Raw genomic sequence first — 17,159 nt, forward strand, 5'->3', positions numbered from 1 at the left:
TCGGGGCGCACCAATAAAAACCCCGGTCAGTGGACCGGGGCGGGTGAAGGGGGTTGATGGGCTCAGTTGGCCGATATGGCACGGGCGTCGATATAGAATCGCGCGTGACCTTGTGGATCTATCCTGATCTGGGCGACCAGCCGATCGCTTCGCTTGTATTCCCACCCGCTCTTGATCCGGGTCAGGGCGGGGCTGACGGCCCCGACCACGTTCAGATATTCGTGGAACAGGCTGTAGCTTCCAATCTCGGTCAGCATCTTTTCCATTTGCATGTCTCCTCAAGTGATTGGGTCTGCGCGGGTCACGTTAGCAGCGACCCTCTGAACCTTGCCTGTATAAAAAACACACTACACCGTCCGTGGGCAGGCAACATGATCAGGCGCAAGTTCGGCGACGATTCCCGAGCGAGATGACAGCGTTTTCAGTCAGGGCTGGCGCGCGGCGGGCAGGTGTTCGAGGGCGGCGTGTGACTGCGCCGGGGCCGTCTGCACCGCGGGCGCACCGTGGAACACGGGATCCTGCGCCACCTCCTTGATGCCGTTGATGCAGAACTGCATGCCCATGCACACCAGCAGGAAGCCCATGATCCGGGTCATGGCGTCTATGCCGGTGGCACCGAGGATCTTGCAGACCGGATCCGCCAGCTTGAGCACCCCCCAGCTGAGCAGGCTCATCAGGGCGAAGGCGGTCACCATGGCGGCATAGATGACGAAACGGTTGTACTCGTCGGGCAGCTCGGCAATCTGGGCGGCGCCGCTGATCACCAGGGCCATGGTGCCCGGCCCGCACATGCTGGGCATGGTGAGCGGCACGAAGGCGATGCTCTGGTTGATGTCGACCCCGGCGGCCTGGCTGGGGGCGGGGAACAGCATGCGAAAACCGATGAAGGCGATGATGAGGCCACCGGCCAGCCGCAGGCCGGGAATGGAGATCCCGAACAGATCCAGGATGGAGGAGCCGATGAAGAAGCTGACGCAGAGGGTGGCGAACAGATAGATGGCGGCCAGGTTGATCTGGCGGCGTACGTGCTCACGGGACATGCCCTTGCTCAATCCCAGCAGCAGGGTCGCCGTGGTGGGGGGATTGACCATGGGCAGCAGCGCGAGCAAGGCGATGAATACGACCTGGAAAAACATCTTGCACCTCGGGGTGGTTGGAAAACAACAGGGCCAGACGGGGGTCTGGCCTAAGGGGGGGCTACTCTACGGCAGCCAGGCTGAATATAGCCGGAACGAAGGGGCCCCGACAGTCCGGGGCCCGCAGTTGTCAGGCGGTTTGTGGCGTGACCTGACGCCGAGTGCGCTGTTGCAGCCAGAGCCAGAGACCCAGCACAAGGCCGAGACCGGCCAGGCTGACCACGTAGTGGGAAGGAGCCAGCACGTCGTTCTTCATCCAGAGGGTGACCAGCATGGGGGTGAGCCCGCCGAAGATGGCGTAGGCCACGTTGTAGGAGAACGACAGCCCGGAGAAGCGCACCACGGGCGGGAAGGCGTTGACCATGACATAGGGCACGGCGCCGACTATCCCCACCGCAAAGCCCGCCAGCATGTAGAGCGGCACCAGCTGCTCCATGCCCGCCGCCAGGCCGTGGTAGAAGGCGTAGGTGGCACCGGCCAGCAGCAATGAGCCCAGGACGAAGGTGGGGCCGCTGCCGAGGCTGTCTATCAGGCGGCCGTAGAAGATGCAGCCCAGGGTGAGGGCCACTATGGCCAGGGAGTTGGCGGTCAGGGCATCGGCGGGGCTGATGCCGTGGACCTTCTGCAGATAGGTCGGGGTCATCAGGATCACCACGACGATGCCGGCGGAGAGCAGCCAGGTCAGCAGCATGGAGACGATGACGCTGCCCTTGTGTTCACGGAGCACCGTCTTGAGGGGCAGCTCCTCGGCCAGGGCCTTGTTGGCCTGCATCTCGGCGAAGACCGGGGTCTCGTGCAGCCAGCGGCGCAGGTACATGGCGACTATGCCGAATACACCGCCGAGCACGAAGGCCAGACGCCAGCCCCACTCGCTCACCTCCACTGGGCTCATGCCGCGGTTGATGGCGGTGGCCACCAGGGAGCCGAGCAGTATGCCGGCGGTCAGCCCGGCCGTGAGGGTGCCGCAGGCGACGCCGACCCGGCGGGCGGGCACGTGTTCGGCCACGAAGACCCAGGCTCCCGGGACTTCGCCCCCGATGGCGGCCCCTTGCAGGATCCGCAGCAGCAGCAGCAACAGCGGGGCGGCAATGCCGAGGGTGGCATAGGTGGGCAGCAGGCCGATCAGCAGGGTCGGCAGCGCCATCAGGATGATGCTGAGGGTGAACATCCGCTTGCGACCGATGAGATCGCCGAAGTGGGCCATGATGATGCCCCCCAGCGGGCGGGCCAGGTAACCGGCGGCGAAGATGCCGAAGGTCTGGAACTGGCGCAGCCACTCGGGAATGTCGGCCGGGAAGAAGAGCTCGCCTATCACCACGGCGAAGAAGACGAAGATGATGAAGTCGTAGAATTCGAGGGCGCCGCCCAGCGCCGCCAGGCTCAAGGTCTTGTAATCCTGTCGGTTGAGGGGGCGATTGTGGTCATGATGTGTGCTGACTGTAGTCATATCCTTATGTTTCCCATCGTTTTTTTAGTTATTCTCCCCCATGCTCTGCGGGGATACGCTCACCCACGAGGGTATGCTTTTGTATCCCAGGAAGTAAATCGCACAATTCGCAACACTGTCTTGCAGCACCTTGCGGCAAGGGATTGGAGAGGTCATGACGACGAAAAAGGTACTGCTCTCCTGGAGCAGCGGAAAAGACAGCGCCTGGGCCCTGCATCGCTTGCGCCAGGATCCGGCGATCGAGGTGGTGGGGCTCTTCACCACCCTGAATCAGGCGTTCGAGCGGGTGGCCATGCACGGGGTGCGCAAGCAGTTGCTGATGGAGCAGGCCGCGTGCGTGGGGCTGCCACTGCACTGCATCGATCTGCCCTGGCCCTGCAGCAACGAGGACTATGGCCGGATCATGACCGGCTTCATCGCCGAGGTGCTGGCCATGGGGATCCGCCACATGGCCTTCGGGGATCTCTTCCTCGAGGATGTGCGCGCCTATAGAGAGAAACAGCTGGCGGGCACGGGCATAGCGCCGCTGTTCCCGCTCTGGGGCAGCAAGACCGACGAGCTGGCGCAGGAGATTATGGCGGCGGGACTCAAGGCCAGGATCAGCACGCTCGATCCGAAAAAACTGGATATGAGCCTGGGGGGGCACGAGTTCGACGAGGCGCTGCTGGCGGCGCTGCCCGCCGGGGTGGATCCGTGCGGCGAGAACGGCGAGTTCCACACCCTGGCCTTTGATGGCCCCATGTTCCTGCGGCCCCTGGCGATCCGGGTGGGGGAGACAGTGGTGCGGGACGGCTTCGTCTTTACCGACCTGCTGCCGGATGAGACCCCCTGAGGGCTGGCGCCTCGGCAGAGCGGCAGGTCCATCTCCCATCTGCTGAATGCGACAAGGCCGGATCCCTGGGGATCCGGCCTTGTCGTCTGGCCCGGCTCAGCGGGCGGCGAAGGTGTCGCAGCTGGCGGGCTTGCCGCTGTCAAAGCCGCGCTTGAACCAGGCGAGGCGCTGGGCCGAGCTGCCGTGGGTGAAGCTGTCGGGCACCACCCGGCCCTGACCCCGCTGCTGCAGGCGGTCGTCACCTATGGCCTGGGCGGCGTTGAGGGCCTCCTCCAGATCGCCGTGCTCCAGCACCTGCTCCCGCTCCATATGGTGACCCCAGACCCCGGCGAAGCAGTCGGCCTGCAGCTCCAGTTTGACCGACAGCTTGTTCTGGGCGGCCTGGCTCAGCCCTTGCTGTTGCTGGCGCACCTTGGTCGAGATGCCGAGCAGGTGCTGCACGTGGTGACCCACCTCGTGGGCGACCACATAGCCCTGGGCGAAGTCGCCATCGGCCCCCAGCTTGTCGCGCATGTCCTGATAGAAGGAGAGATCGATGTAGACTGTGCTGTCTGCGGGGCAGTAGAAGGGGCCCATGACGGACTGGCCCTGGCCGCAGCCGGTCTGGGTGGCGCCGCGATAGAGCACCAGCCTGGGGGGCCGGTACTGGCTGCCGCTTCGGGAGAAGATCTCGCCCCAGGTGTCTTCGGTGGAGGCGAGCATCACAGAGGTGAATCTGGCCAGGGGATCGCTGGCCGGCTGGGACACATTCTGGCGCGGCGCCTGGCTCTGCCGGGCCGGTTCGTCGAGCAATGGGCTGAGATCCACGCCGTAGTAACCGGCGATCATCACCACCACGATCAGGATCAGGCGCCCCTTGCCACCGAGGGGCAGGCCGCCGCCCCCGCTGCCACCGCCTTCCTGGCGCCTGTCTTCCACGTTGCTGCTCTCACGGCGATCTTGCCAGCGCATATCTGCCTACTCCCGTCATTGGTGGTGGCAGTAATGATAATGGCTGGTCGTTCGCCTTGCCTAACGCGGGGATCTCACTCGGCCCAGGGCATCTCGGGCAGGCTGTCGAGAAACTCGGCGTAGCGGCTCAGGTTGAAGGGGCCCTGATCCGCCTCCATGGCCATCAGCTCGGCACCCAGGGCGCAGGCGATGTATTGCAGCGCCTCTTCCCGCGGGGTGCCCTTCATCACCAGCCGCATCAGGGTGGCTTTTACCTGCAGGGGATGGCCGTCGGCGAGCTGGTTTTCAACCATCTCCAGCAGCGTCTGTTCGTCAAAAAATTCGGTGGTGTCCGTCATGGGGGGTGTCCTGCTTGTTGTTCTGTGGGATAGGGCGGGCAGTATAGCCGGAACCGCTGCGCGACTCATGTGGCAGGGACTAAATGTCGGCTGCCGGGGGCTGCGGTCGGCCGGTTGCGCTCCATGACGGCCTCCTTTTGGCCGGGGATCTTGCCAAGCGCCGGCTGTGGGGGCAGTCTTGATGGCTGTTGTTCCCATCACACGAGCCCTTGCCATGATCCTCTCCGAGCGTCTCGCCCTGCGCGAGCTCAACCTGACCGACGCCCCCTTCATTCTCGAACTGCTCAACGACCCCGATTTCCATCGCTACATCGGCGATCGCGGGATCCGTACCCTGGACGACGCCGAAAACTACATCCAGCAGGGGCCGGCGGTCAGCTATGCCCAACACGGGCACGGTCTCTATCTGGTGATGCGACGGGAAGACGAGGCCAGGATCGGCATCTGCGGGCTCATCAAGCGCGACACCCTGCCGTGCGAAGACATAGGCTACGCCTTCCTGCCCGCCTTTCGCGGTCAGGGTTACGGCATAGAGGCGGCGCGGGCGGCGCTCAAGGATGGGCGGGAGCGGCTCGGCATCGAGCGGGTCATCGCCATCGTCACTCCGGGCAACGAGCGATCCGTGGCGCTGCTGGGCAAGCTGGGTCTGGTGCGCAGCCGTCTGGTCAGGCTGAGCGAGGATGCCGACGAGTGTCTGTTGCTGGAAGCGGCCGATACCCAGGCCTGCACTGTCTGAGGGATGGCGGGGCCGTCAATCAGAAGCGGGGATCACAAGGCTGAAGGCGAGGGAGACAAGGGGGCCGCCGTGAGCTGCGGCCTGTCTGCATCTGTTGCTGCCGGTGGGCAGGATCAGTTGAGCTCTTCGATGGAGAACTCGCCAGGGATGCCATCACAGGAGATGGCGAAGCCACCGCTGGAGCGGGTGCTGAACTGGATCAGAAACGCATCATAGTCATGCTCTTGCACGGGCAGGTTGATGGGTTTGCTGCGACGCAGGGGTTTGTGTGTCTGTACGGTTTTCATCATGGTATTTCTCTATATAAATTAAATAATTGCTCCTTGTATTTGCAAATGTAGGTCAATGGGCGCGGTCAGATCCGCGCAGGAATACCCAGCCCCATAAGGGCGTCTGCACTATCAAGGAATATGCGGATGCATAGTTCAAATTGGGTGGGCAGATCGGGTCTGCACCGTGAGAGCCGGGCAACGCAGGCAGACAGCCTGACGGTTCTCAAGGCGAGTAAATCAGAGGAAGGTTATGTGGGTACTGGCAGGATTCATCTAACGTTGAAGCATTGCGAACATAAACAGGGCTGATTAACTAGCCGGCGCGCATTCTCTCCTCGAAATGAATAAAAAGCAAACACTAATTGTGCGATGTTGCTACGGTGGCGTATTTTTCACTGTCGCGCCGCCAACGAGAAGGGCTCCCGAGGGAGCCCTTCTGCCTTTGCCAGTCACGGCCTGCGACTGACTCAGTAGTCGCCGCTGGCCTTCTTGGCGGCGGTGATCATGGGGGTGATGGTCATGCCTTGCACCACGATGGAGAACATCACCACCGAGTAGGTCATCACCAGGATCACCTCCCGCAGATCGACGCCGTGCTCCGGCAGCACCATGACCCCCGAGGGCAGCGCCAGTGCCATGGCCATGGCCAGACCGCCGCGCAGGCCGCCCCAGGTGAGGATGCGCACCGAGAAGCGGTTGTAGCTGCGGAACTTGCGGAAGGCCACATAGGGCAGGGAGACGCTGATGAAGCGGGCGGCGAGGCAGAGCGGCACCGCGATGACCAGCAGGATCCAGTCTTGCCAGGCGAGATCCAGCAGCACCAGAGCCAGGCCGATCAACAGGAACAGCAGGGCGTTGAGGAACTGATCCATCAACTCCCAGAAGTGATCCAGGTGGTGGCGGCTCTGCTCGGAGAAGCCGGAGTGGCGGGTCCAGTTGCCTATCATGATGCCGGTGACCACCATGGCCAGGGCGCCGGAGACGCCGATCATGTTGGCAAAGGCGAAGCCCGCGGTCGGGATGCACAGGGTCAGCAGCAGCTCCAGGGAGCCGTCGTCTGTGGCGCTGATCATCACGTGGGCAATGAGGCCCAGCACGGCGCCGAACAGGATGCCGCCCAGGGCCTCATGCAGGAACAGGCCGGCCACGCTGCCGAAGGTGGGCTCGACGCCGCCAAAGGCCACGGCAAACACGGTGGCGAAGATCACCAGGCCGACACCATCGTTGAACAGGGACTCCCCCTCGATCTGGATGGCGATCTGGGGCGGCGCCTTCATCTTCTTGACGATGGCGAGCACGGCAATGGGGTCGGTGGGGGAGATCAGGGCACCGAACAGCATGCAGTAGACCAGTGGCAGTTCCCAGCCCAGCAGCCTGGCGATGAACCAGAAGCCGTAGCCGATGAGGAAGGTGGAGAGCAGGGTCGCCGCGATGGAGAGAATGGTGATCTCCCACTTCTGGCTGCGCAATGCCTTCAGATTGATGCCGAGACCGCCGGCAAACAGCAGGAATCCGAGGATCCCCTTCAGCAGGAAGTTCTGGAAGTCGATGCTTTCCATGGTCTCGACGGCCAGAGGTTCCAGATTGAACCAACCCAACTTACCAAACAGCACCATCAGGGCGGAGATCAGCATGGATCCTGCGGTGATGGCGATGGTGGTCTGGATCTTCACGACATACTGGTTGGCAAAGGCGATGAAGATCGCCAACGCTGCCAAGAAACAGAGTGTGTAGTAGACGCTCATAGTTATTTTTCTCTTTAGTAAACAGCAAGCACGTATCCCCGTTGAGGACGGGCATAGGGTACTCTCGGGCCACATCTTACTCATTACCCATTTGTGAGTATATGCTCGAGATTTCGGACAGATAGACGGCTAGATTTCCATTTGATTTTTTTGCTGCTAGGATGGAGCTCACGCAGTTGCATGGATGTAAGGGGTAGAAGCGGTGTCGAGCATAGAGTCGAGCAAGAAGTCGGACATAACAAAGAAACTGGAAGCCTGTCTCAAGGAGCGGATCCTGATCATCGACGGTGCCATGGGCACCATGATCCAGGGGTACAGGCTCGGTGAAGCGGATTACCGCGGCGAGCGCTTCGCCGACTGGCATACCGACATCAAGGGCAACAACGATCTGCTGGTGCTGACCCGGCCGGCGGTGATCCGCGAGATCCACGATCAATACTGTGCCGCCGGGGCCGATATCCTCGAGACCAACACCTTCAACGCCACTCGCATCGCCATGGCCGATTACGAGATGGAAGCCTTCTCGGCCGAGATCAACCGGGAGGCGGCCCGTCTGGCCCGTGCCGTGGCGGACGAGTGGACGGCGAAAGAGCCCCACAAGCCGCGCTTTGTGGCAGGGGTCCTGGGCCCCACCAACCGCACCGCTTCCATCTCGCCGGACGTGAACGACCCCGGCAAGCGCAACGTCACCTATGACCAGCTGGTGGCCGCCTACACCGAATCGACCCACGCCCTCATCGAGGGGGGCGCCGACCTCATCCTCATCGAGACCATCTTCGACACCCTGAACGCCAAGGCGGCCGCCTTCGCGGTGGATCTGGTGTTCGATGAGCTGGGCTACAGCCTGCCGGTGATGATCTCCGGCACCATCACGGATGCCTCAGGCCGCACCCTCTCGGGCCAGACCACGGAAGCCTTCTACCATTCGCTTCGCCATGTCAAACCCGTGTCGTTCGGCCTCAACTGTGCGCTGGGCCCGGACGAGCTGCGCCAGTACGTGGAGGAGTTGTCCCGCATCAGCGAATCCTGCGTCAGCGCCCACCCCAACGCCGGTCTGCCCAATGCGTTCGGCGAGTACGATCTCGACGCGGGCGAGATGGCGGAGCATATCCGCGAGTGGGCCCAAAGCGGCTTTCTCAACCTGGTGGGGGGCTGCTGCGGCACCACCCCGACCCATATTCGCGCCATGGCGGACGCCGTGGCGGGCATCAAGCCCCGCGCCCTGCCCGAGTTGCCGGTGGCCTGCCGGCTGTCCGGCCTCGAGCCCCTCATCATCACCCCCGAGTCCATGTTCGTGAACGTGGGGGAGCGCACCAACGTCACCGGCTCGGCCAAGTTCAAGCGCCTGATCAAGGAGGGGCTCTACGACGAGGCCCTGGATGTGGCCAAGCAGCAGGTGGAGAGCGGCGCCCAGATCATCGACATCAACATGGACGAGGGGATGCTGGATGCCGAGGCGGCCATGGTGCGCTTCCTCAACCTCATCGCCGGCGAGCCGGACATCGCCCGGGTGCCCGTGATGATCGACTCCTCCAAGTGGGAGGTGCTGGAGGCCGGCCTCAAGTGCGTGCAGGGCAAGCCTGTGGTCAACTCCATCTCCATGAAGGAGGGGGAGGCCAAGTTCATCGAGCAGGCCAAGCTGCTGCGCCGCTACGGCGCCGCCGTCATAGTGATGGCGTTCGACGAGGTGGGCCAGGCCGATACCCGTGCCCGCAAGTTCGAGATCTGCCAGCGTGCCTACCAGATCCTGGTGGATCGGGTCGGCTTCCCGCCGGAAGACATCATCTTCGACCCCAACATCTTCGCGGTGGCGACCGGCATCGACGAGCACAACAACTACGCGGTGGACTTCATCGAGGCGGTGAAGGACATCAAGACCCATCTGCCCCACGCCATGATCTCCGGCGGCGTCTCCAACGTCTCCTTCTCCTTCCGTGGCAACGAGCCGGTGCGGGAAGCCATTCACGCCGTCTTCCTCTACCACGCCATCCAGAACGGCATGGACATGGGGATAGTCAACGCCGGTCAGCTCGCCATCTACGAAGACATTCCGGCGGAACTGAAGGCGAAGGTCGAGGCCGTGGTGTTGAACCTCAATGACAGTGCCACCGAGGATCTGCTCGCCATCGCCGAGAAGTATCGCGGCGCCGGCGCCCAGGCCGAGGATCCCCGGGATCAGGAGTGGCGCAGCTGGCCGGTGGGCAAGCGGCTGGAGCATGCCCTTGTCAAGGGCATCACCGACTTCATCGAAGAGGACACCGAGGAGGCGCGGGCCGGGGCCGAGAAGCCGCTGCACGTGATCGAGGGGCCGCTGATGGACGGCATGAACGTGGTGGGTGACCTGTTCGGCGCCGGCAAGATGTTCCTGCCCCAGGTGGTGAAGTCGGCGCGAGTGATGAAGCGGGCGGTCGCCTACCTGCAGCCCTACATAGAGGCGGAGAAGTCGGGCGGCTCCAGCAACGGCAAAATCGTGATGGCCACCGTCAAGGGGGACGTGCACGACATCGGCAAGAACATCGTCGGGGTGGTGCTGCAGTGCAACAACTACGAGATCGTCGATCTCGGGGTCATGGTCTCCTGCGAGACCATTCTCAAGACGGCGCGGGAAGTGGGAGCGGACATCATAGGCCTGTCCGGTCTCATCACCCCCTCCCTGGACGAGATGGTGCACGTGGCGAAAGAGATGGAACGCCAGGGTTTCAAGCTGCCGCTCTTGATCGGCGGTGCCACCACCTCCAAGGCCCACACTGCGGTGAAGATAGAGCAGAACTACTCCGAACCCGTGGTCTATGTGTCGAACGCCTCCCGCGCCGTCGGGGTGGCCCAGAGCCTGCTGAACCCCGAGCTCAAGCCCGCCTTCGTCGCCCGCATCGACAAGGAGTACGAGATAGCGCGGGATCAGCATGCCCGCAAGCAGCCACGCTCCAAGCCGGTCTCCCTGGCCCACGCCCGCGCCAACCGCCATCAGCTGGACTGGGTCGGCTATGAGCCCCCAGCGCCCCGCGAGCCCGGTGTGCAGACCTTCGAGAACGTGCCCGTCTCTGTGCTGCGCCCCTACATCGACTGGACGCCCTTCTTCCTGAGCTGGGAGCTGGCGGGCAAGTATCCGCGCATCCTGGAAGACGAGATCATCGGCGAAGAGGCGACCAAGCTGTTTGCCGATGCCAACGCCATGCTGGATCGGCTGGAAAAGGATCAGAGCGTGCGCTGCGCCGGCATCATAGGCCTGTTCCCCGCCAATGCCGTGGGGGACAGCATAGAGGTCTATACCGACGAGTCGCGCAGCGAAGTGAAAAAAGTGCTGCACCATTTGCGCCAGCAGAGCGAGAAGCAGGGCTTCCCGAACTACTGTCTGGCGGACTATGTGGCCCCCAAGGAGAGTGGCAAGCCCGACTGGATCGGCGCCTTCGCGGTGACCGGCGGCATCGGCGAGGAGGCCATAGCGCAAGCCTACAAGGCGGATCACGACGACTACAACGCCATCCTGATCCAGGCGGTGTGCGACCGTCTCGCCGAGGCCTTCGCCGAGTACCTGCACGAGCAGGTGCGCAAAGTGCACTGGGGCTATGCCCCGGACGAGGCCCTCAGCAACGAGGAGCTGATCCGCGAGAACTATCGCGGCATACGCCCGGCGCCAGGCTACCCGGCCTGCCCGGAGCACACCGAGAAGGGCAGCATCTGGGAGCTGCTGGACGTGGAGCAGGCCATCGGCATGAAGCTCACCGAGTCCTACGCCATGTGGCCGGGGGCGGCGGTGTCCGGCTGGTACTTCTCCCACCCCGAGAGCAAGTACTTCGCGGTGGCGCAGATCCAGCCCGATCAGGTGGAAGACTATGCCCAGCGCAAGGGCATGACGCTGGTGGAGGCCGAGCGCTGGCTGGGGCCAAACCTGCATTGATCAGGTGGAATGCCATAGTGCAAGTGGCTAGGAGGGAAAATGGACAAGGCAAGAGATGGCGAGATATGGCCGGATGAGGTGTTGATTGCCCGCTGTCTGGCCGAGGCGAATGACGAGGGGTTTATCGACTTCAAGGTCTTCTGCCGGGCGCTGGACGTGTCGGCCTCTGCGTTGGCCGGTTTTTTTCATGAGCGCGATCGTTTCTATGACTCGTCGGAAATGGTTGCCCTGCGTGACGGGCTGAACTTCAGGGTGGAGTGGCGTGAACGCAAGCGGCGGGACGGCACCTCCCACGAGCCGGCACGGTTCGTGGTGAAGCGGGCGCAGATCCATCGGGATCATCTCGTGTGCTTTTTGCAACGGTCGGAGCGATATATCACTCAGACAAGGGTAGAATTTGATCGGGCATTGCTGCGCTGGCGACTGGAGCAAAACGGGGCCGGCCCCCTCCATTGAATCTGCTTCCCCTTTTTATTGATATGAAGGTGATGCCTGCTCTGGGCGTGTCACCTTGCTTGTGCCAGCTGGCGTGACCTGGCCACCCGGTTGGCCCATTCACGGGTCTATGGCCCAGTGGGGATGAAGTCGTTATGAAGATTGGATTTGTCGGCCTGGGGGCCGTGGTGGAGACCGCCTATCTGCCGGCATTGCGGGCCCTGGCGCCAGAGATGGCGATCTGGGGATTCGACCCCGCCCGCAGCCTGCCGGGAGTGGACTCGCTGCCGACCCTGGCAGCCCTGCTGGCCTTGCCGCTGGACAGGCTGGTCATCGCCACCCTCTCATTGCTGCATCTGCCGGTGCTGGAGCAGGCGCTGGCAAGCCCCATCCCCTTGATCCTGGTGGAGAAGCCTGTGGTGGCGACCCTGGCCCAGCAGGCCCGACTGCAGGCTCTGCTGGCGGATCCCGAGGTCGCCGCCCGGGTGCTGGCGCTGGATCACTGGATGGCCCGCAACGCCGTCCAGCGGCTGCTGAGTGGCGGGCTGGGGGATGACTGGCGGCCGCAAGCCGGGCAGACTGGCCCCATTTCTTCCGTCACCCTGGCCAATGTGGCCTCGCTGGAGGGCTTCCTGCTGGAGCCCTGCGGCCTCGACGAGCAGGGGCACCCCTATGCCCTCAACTTCGCCACCGGCGAGCCGGATCGGCGAGTCCTGCGTCACCCCGACGGGGTGATCCTCGACATCGGCACCCATCTGCTGGCGATGATCCGCGAGCTGCTGGTGGCCCTCGGCGGGGATGACAGCCTGCATCTGGCCGCGGACGGGGTCTGCGATCGGCTTGGCCAGCCCATCCGGCGCGGGGATCTGGAGACCGCCGAGGGGCGTGCCTGTCTGCGCGGCGAGGCGGCCGGGGTACCCCTGACCCTCTGGCTCGACAAGTACGCCGGTCCCGGGGTGGAGAAGAAGGGGCTGTGCCTGCATCTCAGGGATGGACGGCGCATCGAGCTGCTTCGCAGCGGCAATCTGGAGTGGCTGCACCATCACGACGCCGACGGGATGCGGGGCTGGCAACATGAGGGGCCCCTCTATCGCGACTGCATAGCCCAAACTCTGCTGGCCCCCGTGCCGCTGGGCGGCTGGGCCGGGACCACTGCACGCCGGTTGCAGGAGGTGGCGCTGCTGCTGAGCCTGCAGCAGGGGTTGCGTGGTCCGCATTGAATCTGGTTCTGCGGTTCTTGCAGAACGCCGAATGGTGAGGGGAAAGGATTGGCGTTGCCAGTCGTTCATGGCACCTTATACTCTCCAGTCCGATTATCAGGTCTGTCATTTCCATGAATATTGCCATTTTATCCCGCGAGCCCAACAACTACTCCACCCGCCGTCTGGTCGAGGTGGCGCAGGCGCGCGGGCATCAGGTCGAGGTGCTCGACACCCTGCGCTGCTACATGAACATCGCCTCCCACAGCCCCTCCATCCACTACGAAGGACGGGAACTGGAGAGCTATGACGCCGTGATCCCGCGCATCGGTGCCAGCATCACCTTCTATGGCACCGCCGTGCTGCGCCAGTTCGAGATGATGAATACCATGGCCCTCAACAGCTCGGTGGCCATCAGCCGCTCCCGGGACAAGCTGCGCGCCATGCAGCTGCTCTCCCGCCACGGCATAGGCCTGCCCATCACCGGCTATGCCCACAGCACCCACGACGTGCCCGACCTCATCACCATGGTCGGCGGTGCGCCCCTGGTGGTGAAGCTGCTGGAGGGGACTCAGGGGATAGGCGTGGTGCTTTGCGAGACCCAGAAGGCGGCCGAGAGCGTGATCGAAGCCTTCATCCAGACCAACAACAACATCCTGGTGCAGGAGTATATCCGCGAGGCCAACGGCGCCGACATTCGCTGCGTGGTGGTGGGTGGCAAGGTGGTGGCGGCCATGCGTCGTCAGGCCCAGCCGGGGGAGTTTCGCTCCAACCTGCACCGTGGCGGCGAGGCGTCGGCCATCAAGATCACCCCGGAAGAGCGGGCGACCGCGGTACAGGCCGCCAAGATCATGGGGCTGGACGTGGCCGGGGTGGACATCCTGCGCAGTGCCCGCGGCCCCCTGGTGCTGGAGGTGAACTCCTCCCCCGGCCTGCAAGGGGTGGAAGCCGCCTCCGGCAAGGATGTGGCGGGCAAGATCATCGATTTTCTGGAGCTCAAGGCGAGTCGCAAGCACAAGCCGGCGGAGTGAGTCCCGGACGAGAGTCAGACAGGTAAAAACAGGGCGTCCTCGGGCGCCTTGTTGCTATCTGGTCGGGTGGGCGGCGGGCTTGCCGGGGTCTCCCTTCTCCCCTTGCGGGAGAAGGGCCGGGGATGAGGGGGCTATGCCTTCGCGGGGTCGGCGGTGATCATCGCCAGCCTGGCGCTGAAGACCCCATCCTCCAGCCGGGTCTCTATCTGCCAGCCCAGCTTCTCGCAGATGCGCTGGATGATGGTGAGGCCGCAGCCGTAGCCCAGGATCTGATCCGGCGCCGCCGCCGTCGGGTTGCTGATGGTGAGCACCTGCCCCTGCAGCGCGATCTCGATGTGACCCTCGGCGTAGCTCAGGGCATTCTTCAGCAGGTTGCCGAGCGCGATGGCGAGCAGTGAGAGGGGGGCCTGCACCTCGCTCTGCTCGTCCAGATTGAGGCGGATGTCCAGGTTCTCGCGCTGCAGCAAGGGGGCGAGGCGCGCCAGCTCCCGCTGGATCAGCGGTGCCACCCATTGCGGGGGGCGCTCGACCGCTTCCTTGCGCCCCAGCAGCAGGAAGGTCTCGGTGAGCAGGGCCATCTCGTCGCTGGCGGCGCGAATGCGGCTGGCTGCCCGGGCGGCGGGGGCGGGCAGGTCGCTCACCTTGCCGAGCAGGGCGGCCGAGCCCTGGATCACCATGTTGGGGGTGCGCAGCTCATGGCTGGCGAAGCGGCTGAACTCCTGCTCCCGGGCGAACACGGCGGCCACCTCGTGCTTGCCCGCCAGCAGCGCCAGCTCGATCTCCCGCAGCTCCTGCCAGGGAGCGTCCGGCACGAAGTCGACCTGATCCGGGGTGAGGTGGGCGACGCGCTGACGCAGCCTGTCCAGGGGTCGGGTGATGTGGCGCACCAGCCAGATGCCGAACGCTATGCAGCCGAGCAACAGGGCCAGCCCGATCAGCCGGGTGACCAGGTGCAGCCTGTCTTCGTAAGGATCCAGGTAGTCGTCGGCGTCGTCGTTGAACACCAGATAGAGCAGGCCCTGGCCAGAGGGGTGGGCGCGCACCAGGAAGTGTTTGTCCTCCTCCCCCAGCTGGTGCTCGAAGAAGCCGGGGGTCTGGTAGGGTTTCAGCCAGGCCGGCAGGCGTCCCGCCTCCGTCCAGTAGCTGGAGAACTGGCGCGGGCTGGGGGCGGGGGCCGCCTGGCCGAGCCGCAGCCAGTCATCGTTGTAGCGGGTGACCTCGGCCTCCAGCCAGTGGCGCAGGCTGAGCTCCTCCATCTTGTTCTCGGCCACCACCATCAGCAGGCTCAGGATCAGCAGCAGCAGCAAGCCGGCCCCGCCCAGCGCCAGGATCAGGCGCTGGCGCAGGCTCGGCAGGCTCAAGGCTTGCTGGCTTGGGGAGGCAGGGGGGCTCATGGTTTGACCAGCCGGTAGCCCTGGCCGTGCACTGTCTCCAGCATGGGGCTGGGGAAGGGCTTGTCCAGGGCGTTGCGCAGCGCATAGATGTGGCTGCGCAGGGCATCGGAGTCGGGCTCCTCATCGCCCCAGACGGTGTCGAGTACCTCCTGGCGCGTCACCAGCTGGGGGGCCCGTTTCACCAACAGAGTGAGGATCTGGAACGGGATCTTGCCGAGCTTGAGCTCCACCCCGGCGCGGGTGGCTCGGCCCGCGGCGGGATCTACCTCCAGCTCGCCGAACGCCAGCGCCCCCATGTCGCTGCGGGGGCCGCGCAGGGCTAGGGCCTGCAACCGCACCTCCAGCTCCTCCATGGCGAACGGCTTGACCAGGTAGTCGTCGCCCCCCGCCTTGAAGCCTGCCAGCTTGTCCTCCAGGCTGTCGCGGGCGGTGAGAAAGAGCACAGGGGTGGCGATGCCGTCCGAGCGCAACCGCTCGACGGTGCGCAGGCCGTCGAGGCGCGGCATCATGACGTCCATGATGATGACGTCGAAACGCTGCTCGGCCAGCAGTTGCAGGGCGGCCTGGCCGTGATAGGCGCAGTCCACCCTATGCCCGGCCAGCTCCAGATAATCCATGACGGTCTCAGCCACCTGGGGACTGTCTTCCACCACCAGTATTTTCATGCTCTGATCTCCTGGTTTGGGCCGAGATTTCACGGCCATTTCACACCGGATGAGACATCCTGTGTGCCAGTGTAACCCCGAGGATCCCCGATGAAGAAGTCTCTCTGCGCCCTCTGGCTATTGATTTTATTGCCCTTTGGCCTGGTGCAGGCGGCCGAATTCAAGCTGACCGGCCGCACCAGCTGGCAACTGGGCCAGTTGATGGTCAACGGTATTCCCTTCGTGATCGATGATCAGACCCGCTTCAAGGATGGGCTGGACGAAGACGATCTCGGCGGCACCTGGGTCGATCTGGAAGGGGTGATCGAGGGGGACAGGCGGCTGGTCCGCGAGGTGGAGCCGCTGGAGGAAAAGCACGAGATGGAGCTGGAAGGGCCTGTGGCTCAGGGGCGGATCTGGGGTTATGTCACCTCGGACGACAGCCTGGCCCCCTTCGAGGGGCGCTGGCTGGAGCTGGAGTGCCGCTTCGACGGCATGCGTCTGAGCCGCTGCCGGGAGGACGACTGAGCCGCAGCACCAACCGACCGGAAAAATTGCCCGTCCAGGCCCATAGTTAAACCTCCTTGCCGGGTTGACCATGGGCCTGCTTGCTATGACCAGAACCGCCTTGTTCCTGCTGCTCTCCTTTCACGCCCTTGCCGACGAGCCCGAACTCTGGCTGGTGGAGCTGGAGCACAACGACGGCATCCGCCTGCAGTTCCAGGGGGCCGAGCTCGAGCTCGGCAGCGCCACCCTGATCGGGGCGGCGCAGTTTGACGATCTCAGGCCCGGCATGCACCTCGCCATCCAGAGCCGGTACGGCGTGGCCGAGCAGATCCGGGTGCTCGCCACGGCGCCGGATCCGGCCCAGAGCAGCCAGTGGCTGCGGGCGGAGGACAGGCTGGTCGCCACCGCAGGAGAGAGCCTGCTGCTGCAGCAGCTGGGGGTGCTGGTGTTTGATGCCGGTACCCGCTGGGTGAATGGCAGCCGCGCCGATCTGCAACCGGGTCGCAGACTGGTGCTGAGCCGGGATGATGAGGGCCGTCTGACCGAGATCCTGATCCCCAACCCGGAGGATGAATGAAGAAATAGCGCCACAAG

Annotated in this window: 17 protein-coding genes; 8 read left to right on the top strand and 9 right to left on the bottom strand. The window is 64.2% G+C overall.

Going from position 1 to position 17,159, the window contains the following annotated elements; translation table 11 throughout:
• Positions 1-62: 62 nt before the first annotated feature.
• From ACWPWQ_RS13555 to ACWPWQ_RS13565, 3 genes are all read right to left on the bottom strand, one after another.
• Entirely contained in the window at positions 63-266 is a 204-nt protein-coding gene (locus ACWPWQ_RS13555) for a hypothetical protein (RefSeq protein WP_247627392.1), read from the bottom strand.
• 159 nt (positions 267-425) lie between these two features.
• Entirely contained in the window at positions 426-1,136 is a 711-nt protein-coding gene (locus ACWPWQ_RS13560) for a MarC family NAAT transporter (protein WP_342058946.1), read from the bottom strand.
• 130 nt (positions 1,137-1,266) lie between these two features.
• Positions 1,267-2,583 (bottom strand): MFS transporter, encoded by a 1,317-nt coding sequence (locus tag ACWPWQ_RS13565; RefSeq protein ID WP_429162029.1) that lies wholly within the window; start codon positions 2,581-2,583, stop codon positions 1,267-1,269.
• Positions 2,584-2,737: 154 nt separating this feature from the next.
• Between ACWPWQ_RS13565 and ACWPWQ_RS13570 the strand changes: the two genes are divergently transcribed.
• Entirely contained in the window at positions 2,738-3,415 is a 678-nt protein-coding gene (locus tag ACWPWQ_RS13570; protein ID WP_454010025.1) for a Dph6-related ATP pyrophosphatase, read from the top strand.
• Positions 3,416-3,511: 96 nt separating this feature from the next.
• On the opposite strand, the gene ypfJ is transcribed toward ACWPWQ_RS13570, so the two are convergent.
• Positions 3,512-4,366, bottom strand: a complete 855-nt coding sequence (gene ypfJ / locus ACWPWQ_RS13575; RefSeq protein WP_139439220.1) for a KPN_02809 family neutral zinc metallopeptidase — start codon at positions 4,364-4,366, stop codon at positions 3,512-3,514.
• A gap of 74 nt (positions 4,367-4,440) precedes the next feature.
• Entirely contained in the window at positions 4,441-4,704 is a 264-nt protein-coding gene (locus ACWPWQ_RS13580) for a hypothetical protein (protein WP_454010026.1), read from the bottom strand.
• 214 nt (positions 4,705-4,918) lie between these two features.
• Between ACWPWQ_RS13580 and ACWPWQ_RS13585 the strand changes: the two genes are divergently transcribed.
• The gene (locus tag ACWPWQ_RS13585) at positions 4,919-5,440 is read left to right on the top strand and encodes a GNAT family N-acetyltransferase (RefSeq protein WP_202047748.1); all 522 of its coding nucleotides are present in this window, start codon (positions 4,919-4,921) and stop codon (positions 5,438-5,440) included.
• Positions 5,441-5,553: 113 nt separating this feature from the next.
• Here ACWPWQ_RS13585 and ACWPWQ_RS13590 read toward each other — a convergent pair whose 3' ends face one another.
• Positions 5,554-5,730, bottom strand: a complete 177-nt coding sequence (locus ACWPWQ_RS13590; protein WP_139439218.1) for a hypothetical protein — start codon at positions 5,728-5,730, stop codon at positions 5,554-5,556.
• 449 nt (positions 5,731-6,179) lie between these two features.
• Positions 6,180-7,457: a cation:proton antiporter gene (locus ACWPWQ_RS13595; RefSeq protein WP_139439217.1), complete on the bottom strand. Its 1,278-nt coding sequence runs from the start codon at positions 7,455-7,457 to the stop codon at positions 6,180-6,182.
• Positions 7,458-7,659: 202 nt separating this feature from the next.
• Here ACWPWQ_RS13595 and metH point away from each other — a divergent pair, with 202 nt between their 5' ends.
• The 4 genes from metH to rimK all read left to right on the top strand — a co-directional run bounded on the left by metH (position 7,660) and on the right by rimK (position 14,020).
• Positions 7,660-11,355 carry a methionine synthase gene (gene metH, locus ACWPWQ_RS13600; protein ID WP_454010027.1) on the top strand — a complete coding sequence of 1,232 codons (3,696 nt, stop codon included), beginning with the start codon at positions 7,660-7,662 and terminating at the stop codon, positions 11,353-11,355.
• A gap of 39 nt (positions 11,356-11,394) precedes the next feature.
• Positions 11,395-11,811, top strand: coding sequence for a hypothetical protein (locus ACWPWQ_RS13605; protein WP_454010028.1), 417 nt, complete (start codon positions 11,395-11,397; stop codon positions 11,809-11,811).
• A 134-nt stretch (positions 11,812-11,945) separates the two neighbouring features.
• Positions 11,946-13,010, top strand: coding sequence for an oxidoreductase (locus tag ACWPWQ_RS13610; RefSeq protein WP_454010029.1), 1,065 nt, complete (start codon positions 11,946-11,948; stop codon positions 13,008-13,010).
• Between the two features lie 113 nt (positions 13,011-13,123).
• Complete coding sequence (gene rimK / locus ACWPWQ_RS13615) at positions 13,124-14,020, top strand: 30S ribosomal protein S6--L-glutamate ligase (protein ID WP_025325466.1); 897 nt, start codon at positions 13,124-13,126, stop codon at positions 14,018-14,020.
• Positions 14,021-14,151: 131 nt separating this feature from the next.
• On the opposite strand, the gene ACWPWQ_RS13620 is transcribed toward rimK, so the two are convergent.
• The gene (locus tag ACWPWQ_RS13620; protein WP_454010049.1) at positions 14,152-15,381 is read right to left on the bottom strand and encodes a sensor histidine kinase; all 1,230 of its coding nucleotides are present in this window, start codon (positions 15,379-15,381) and stop codon (positions 14,152-14,154) included.
• A 29-nt stretch (positions 15,382-15,410) separates the two neighbouring features.
• On the bottom strand, positions 15,411-16,079 hold the full coding sequence (locus ACWPWQ_RS13625) for a response regulator transcription factor (protein ID WP_319912307.1): 669 nt from the start codon (positions 16,077-16,079) through the stop codon (positions 15,411-15,413).
• Positions 16,080-16,169: 90 nt separating this feature from the next.
• Here ACWPWQ_RS13625 and ACWPWQ_RS13630 point away from each other — a divergent pair, with 90 nt between their 5' ends.
• Positions 16,170-16,586, top strand: a complete 417-nt coding sequence (locus ACWPWQ_RS13630; protein ID WP_202047744.1) for a hypothetical protein — start codon at positions 16,170-16,172, stop codon at positions 16,584-16,586.
• Positions 16,587-16,671: 85 nt separating this feature from the next.
• The gene (locus ACWPWQ_RS13635) at positions 16,672-17,142 is read left to right on the top strand and encodes a hypothetical protein (protein WP_454010030.1); all 471 of its coding nucleotides are present in this window, start codon (positions 16,672-16,674) and stop codon (positions 17,140-17,142) included.
• The last annotated feature ends 17 nt before the right edge of the window (positions 17,143-17,159 follow it).

It is taken from the genome of Aeromonas sp. Marseille-Q7275, assembly GCF_965119515.1.